At 39.1% G+C, this 4,155-nt stretch carries 7 protein-coding genes and 1 pseudogene; all 8 read right to left on the reverse strand.

Features of this window, described 5'->3' with window-relative positions; genetic code table 11:
• Window positions 1-168 precede the first annotated feature (168 nt).
• Entirely contained in the window at window positions 169-513 is a 345-nt protein-coding gene (locus CCU_RS07045) for a hypothetical protein (RefSeq protein WP_015534095.1), read from the reverse strand.
• 49 nt (window positions 514-562) lie between these two features.
• The gene (locus CCU_RS07050; protein WP_015534096.1) at window positions 563-901 is read right to left on the reverse strand and encodes a hypothetical protein; all 339 of its coding nucleotides are present in this window, start codon (window positions 899-901) and stop codon (window positions 563-565) included.
• On the reverse strand, window positions 898-1,344 hold the full coding sequence (locus tag CCU_RS07055) for a hypothetical protein (protein WP_004853452.1): 447 nt from the start codon (window positions 1,342-1,344) through the stop codon (window positions 898-900). Before CCU_RS07055 ends, CCU_RS07050 begins: the two co-directional genes overlap by 4 nt.
• Window positions 1,345-1,389: 45 nt before the next feature.
• A complete protein-coding gene (locus CCU_RS07060; RefSeq protein ID WP_015534097.1) occupies window positions 1,390-2,016 on the reverse strand; it encodes an alpha/beta hydrolase in 627 nt (208 codons plus the stop codon).
• 13 nt (window positions 2,017-2,029) lie between these two features.
• Window positions 2,030-2,983, reverse strand: coding sequence for a hypothetical protein (locus CCU_RS07065; RefSeq protein ID WP_015534098.1), 954 nt, complete (start codon window positions 2,981-2,983; stop codon window positions 2,030-2,032).
• Window positions 2,984-3,036: 53 nt separating this feature from the next.
• On the reverse strand, window positions 3,037-3,459 hold the full coding sequence (locus CCU_RS07070; RefSeq protein ID WP_015534099.1) for a PPC domain-containing DNA-binding protein: 423 nt from the start codon (window positions 3,457-3,459) through the stop codon (window positions 3,037-3,039).
• 63 nt (window positions 3,460-3,522) lie between these two features.
• Window positions 3,523-3,984, reverse strand: coding sequence for an NUDIX hydrolase (locus tag CCU_RS07075; RefSeq protein ID WP_015534100.1), 462 nt, complete (start codon window positions 3,982-3,984; stop codon window positions 3,523-3,525).
• Window positions 3,985-4,005: 21 nt separating this feature from the next.
• Window positions 4,006-4,155, reverse strand: a pseudogene (locus CCU_RS14940) (EamA/RhaT family transporter); the annotation flags it as partial.

Genomic DNA, 4,155 nt, shown 5'->3' on the forward strand with positions numbered 1-4,155 from the left:
TAATCTCATAAGTCTTCACTATTTTTAATTTGTTTTATAAATTGAATATCACAATCTCGCATTGCCTTGCCTCCACTAACTTCCGATTTTCACGTTAGGTTTCATCCAAATATATTTCTATTTTTGCTGAATACCTTATCTTTACAGAAATCAAACTCAGGAGTCTTTTTAGATATAGCTGAATATATCTTCTTCAATATCCTCATTCCATATAGTTCGTTGAAAATCTTTATTTTCTTCCGTTGGAATATATAACACATCCACATGAATTTGATAATACTCTTCCTCATCATTAGGAAATTGTCTAACCAAAGAAAAGTTAAACATAGGTTTTCCTGTAAAAGAATAGGTTCCTGTTTCAAATAAAATCATATCTTCTTTAAGTGGCATATTACACATCTCTTCGAACACGCTTACTATGTGTTCCAGGCTAGAATTATCTGAAATGCTATTTTGCAAATATCCTAATAAACTTTCCTTTGATATCTTCTTAAATCTATCAAATAATCCCATTTGAACCCTCCTGTAATTTGTACTTATAGGCTCAGCATAAACCCCAATATCATATGTAATATATTATTACAACAAAACCATAACCCATGTTGTAATATCGTTCTGATTCCATAAATGACTTAATAACCGCCTTGCCTATTTCCTCAGCATCTGCATCAGCAAATAATATAAATTCTTTGATGATTTCATCATATGTATATTGTCTTTTATGTGATTTTTTCATCGAATGTATTATATACTGATTATCTTCAGTGATTTTAACACGAACATAATGATTATTTTTCCAAAAAGATACTCGGCTTCTATATTTCGTATTTTTCTTCCATGCAGCATTTTCTTTTCGCTCATTAGGCGTCAGCGAAGATAAAGGACTGTTGACCAATATCATTTTGCGTTCTTATACGAAAGCAAAATATGGCTTGGCGCAAACAATATTGCTGCGATAAGCAACAGAATTGATCTGCTCATAATTCCACTAAACAAGAACAAAACTGAGGGAATAACAGATAGCGCCAGTGCTCTGAATATGCTGCTCTTCTTAAAGCAAATTATCCAAATTGCACAATACAACACTACTAATATCGCGTCCACAATAAGGTATATGGCAAATGCTTCGTCAGACCACCACCCGAACCATGTTCCAGGAATGTTAATTATCATAAAACCAAAGCAGCCAAACCTTCCTATCTGTTCTGCAACCTCAACAAATTTATTGCTCCATTTGTTTTGAAATCCCTCTTTGCATCTAACTGCAAAAATAATATTGGGTATCATAATAACTGCAATCATTATCAGTCCGAATATATTTAACCAGTCCATAACTTTCTCCATAAATTCACATCACCACATGCCCTTGTCTGGACGCACCACTGAATTTTATCTGATATTATCATAAAATCTCTGCAACACGATCGCCAACTCTTCCGGAGCTTCTATGTTTGCTTCATGACCTGTTTTCGCAAGTTCATGGAAACAGGCGTTGTTCAAATATTGGCAAAGTTCTTTTGAAGTTTTTTTGTTTGCAGTGTCCTTTTCCCCACAAATGAGCAATACCGGACAAGACACCTTATGCAGGGAGTCACTGAAATCCAATTCAGCCATCGTCCTGCACAGGCTGATAACATCCGCTTTTTTGAAACCCATTTTACTGAATGCCGAATTCGGCATAAGATGAAACAACATATTCTGAACTTTCAATAATTTTTGAGGCATTTTATACTGTGCTGCAATTAATACGAGCGACTTTACTTTATCTGGGTGGTCTATCGCATAATTAAGTGCCAAAACAGCGCCTAGAGAAAGCCCACATAAGACAATTTCATCGTTCACCTTGTCACATTCTGATGAGAATGCCGAATATAATTCCTTATATGTAGCAGATTTTCCTTCTAACATCTCTGCCAAACTTAATTTGACACTACTTTCCGATACCTTCGTTTCTTTTATTACGCTATTCCAACTGTCTGGTTTTTGTCCTAGTCCATGCAAATATAAATACTTCATATATTGTCACTCCCTAAAACCAAAACCAGAAAAGCTTCCCGCCATATGGATTTTTCTTACTGATCAACAGCGCAGAAACTGCATGTAATAATAAAAATGCACCGCTTATGATCGTCATTACCAGTTCAAACTGTGATAAGACCGACATGGAATTATCATTATAGCCTATATAAACGTTCTTGCTGCCCAGAATGATGCAATTTCCCTCATACCAGAACACATCGGCACCATTGACCGGTGAATCCGCCTTAATCTGCAACACCGTATAAGTTGGCCGAATGCCTTTCCCATAAATTGATTTGCGATTTCTGACAGCATTTCCGCTATATACCTTGACATGATTGGAGCTCTGCCGGGAGCTTTGATATGTTACAGTTCCTGTTGTATGATTCTTCGCGCAGGCATATCCGACCACCTGCGTCATACCCGCCACAAAGAAAATCAAAGCAACTACAAGTGCCGAAATCTCAGCCGTATAGAATGCATTCACCGATTTGTTCTTCGCATCTGTCTCCTCATCACTACTCCATGGTTTATTACGGAAATTGCGAATTGCAGATGGCAACAGGCTAATTGCACCAACCATCCCCAACAATGATAAAATCAAACACATAAGTACCGGCGTCTTTGTTCCGATAACCAGGTCTGCATTCACACCTTGTTTTGTCGATTCATCCATAAATGTGATGTTACCACTTACCAGCACCTTTTCATCCTGTTTTAGATGTGACTTGTTCCCAGAATAATAATAGTGGAAGAATATCGTTCCTCCATCCTCTCTGGCTTCGTCTACCTTTAATACTGCATAGCCGCTTGTCCCATGCTTGTCCGCATCCACAACCGTTGCCGGCAATGCACTCGATGAAAGCAAAGAGAATCTCGGCACACAATAAATCGCAGTCACAGCAAACAAAACAACACACACGATGGCAATCACCATATTTGAAACATTCTTTTTGTAAGTCATATATAATCCTCCATTCATTATCTTTATGTGCCGATTTCTCAAACTGTTCAACTTTATTCAAACTTAAATATATTAAGCCCTGTTCCTTCATCATAAATTCTGTCAACTTTTCCATCAATTACTGAAATTACCATCTCACAGACTGCGCTGACAACAGCTCTGTTCAGATGTCCGCCAAACACTTCACCCTTCTCATTTCCAGCACTCATATGGAGATGTGCATAATATTCTCCGTCCATTGTACTGATTGTTCCTGTAAGCGATGTGATTTCATAATATCCTTTAAAGCTGTTGGAGTAATATCTCTTTTCATCTATCTTATATACTCCGACTGTAAAATCGTTGATAGCTCCAAGAGCATTGATACTGGCAAGCTTTATATTCTCATTGACAGCAATTACCTTCAGTTGCTCCAATATCTCCTCGCCTTTGTCAATCCTTGCAATTATTGTGTTGTCAAATCTTTTGTATTCCATTTTGTTCCTCCATTTGTGGGGACGTTCCTTCTGTCACGAGGAGTGTCCCTAAAGCAAATCCCATCAATAAAACTCCAGCCTGTGTTCAACCAGCTCGCTTCCCTCATATACGAGCTTGAGTGAGAAAAATCTCTCCTCCCCTTCAAGCAACAGCTTCAGAAATATCGCATCCCCGCTCCACGTTGGAAGTGTTGGCACGATCTCTTTATCTATCCACTGAAGGTCCCCCTCATCGCATATCTGAACTTCCCCATCAAATCCATCTGCGGTGAACAGGCACATAAGCTCATTCTCACACTCATTGCTGATAAATGTCACCAGCCCTCTGAATCTATACGATGTAAGCGTAAGTCCCGTCTCCTCCTTTATCTCCCTGAGAAGGCAGTCTTCAGGACTCTCACCCTCCTCGGCATGTCCACCTACACCGATCCATTTGCCTTTATTAATGTCCTTCTCCTTCTTTGTCCTGTGGAGCATCAGGTATCTTCCATCTTTCTCTATGTAACAAAGTGTTGTCATCTTCATATTAACCTCCCAGGAACGTCCCTACTTATTCACTATGTATATTCCTGCGCACACCAAAACCAGCGACACCAGGCTTATCGGACCAAGCGCCTGCGCGCCCTCGCGGAGCAGCCATGCCGACAGTATCACGCCGAACACCGGATTCATAAATCCAAATACTGCAACCCTTGA

The organism is Coprococcus sp. ART55/1 (assembly GCF_000210595.1).
Classification (GTDB): Bacteria; Bacillota; Clostridia; order Lachnospirales; family Lachnospiraceae; genus Coprococcus; species Coprococcus aceti.

Bases quoted from the DNA above. Each gene is read 5' to 3' on its own strand.
- CCU_RS07065 (WP_015534098.1), bottom strand. From the start codon at position 2,983: ATGACTTACAAAAAGAATGTTTCAAATATGGTGATTGCCATCGTGTGT.
- CCU_RS07060 (WP_015534097.1), bottom strand. From the start codon at position 2,016: ATGAAGTATTTATATTTGCATGGACTAGGACAAAAACCAGACAGTTGG.
- CCU_RS07070 (WP_015534099.1), bottom strand. From the start codon at position 3,459: ATGGAATACAAAAGATTTGACAACACAATAATTGCAAGGATTGACAAA.
- CCU_RS07045 (WP_015534095.1), bottom strand. From the start codon at position 513: ATGGGATTATTTGATAGATTTAAGAAGATATCAAAGGAAAGTTTATTA.
- CCU_RS07050 (WP_015534096.1), bottom strand. From the start codon at position 901: ATGATATTGGTCAACAGTCCTTTATCTTCGCTGACGCCTAATGAGCGA.
- CCU_RS07055 (WP_004853452.1), bottom strand. From the start codon at position 1,344: ATGGAGAAAGTTATGGACTGGTTAAATATATTCGGACTGATAATGATT.
- CCU_RS07075 (WP_015534100.1), bottom strand. From the start codon at position 3,984: ATGAAGATGACAACACTTTGTTACATAGAGAAAGATGGAAGATACCTG.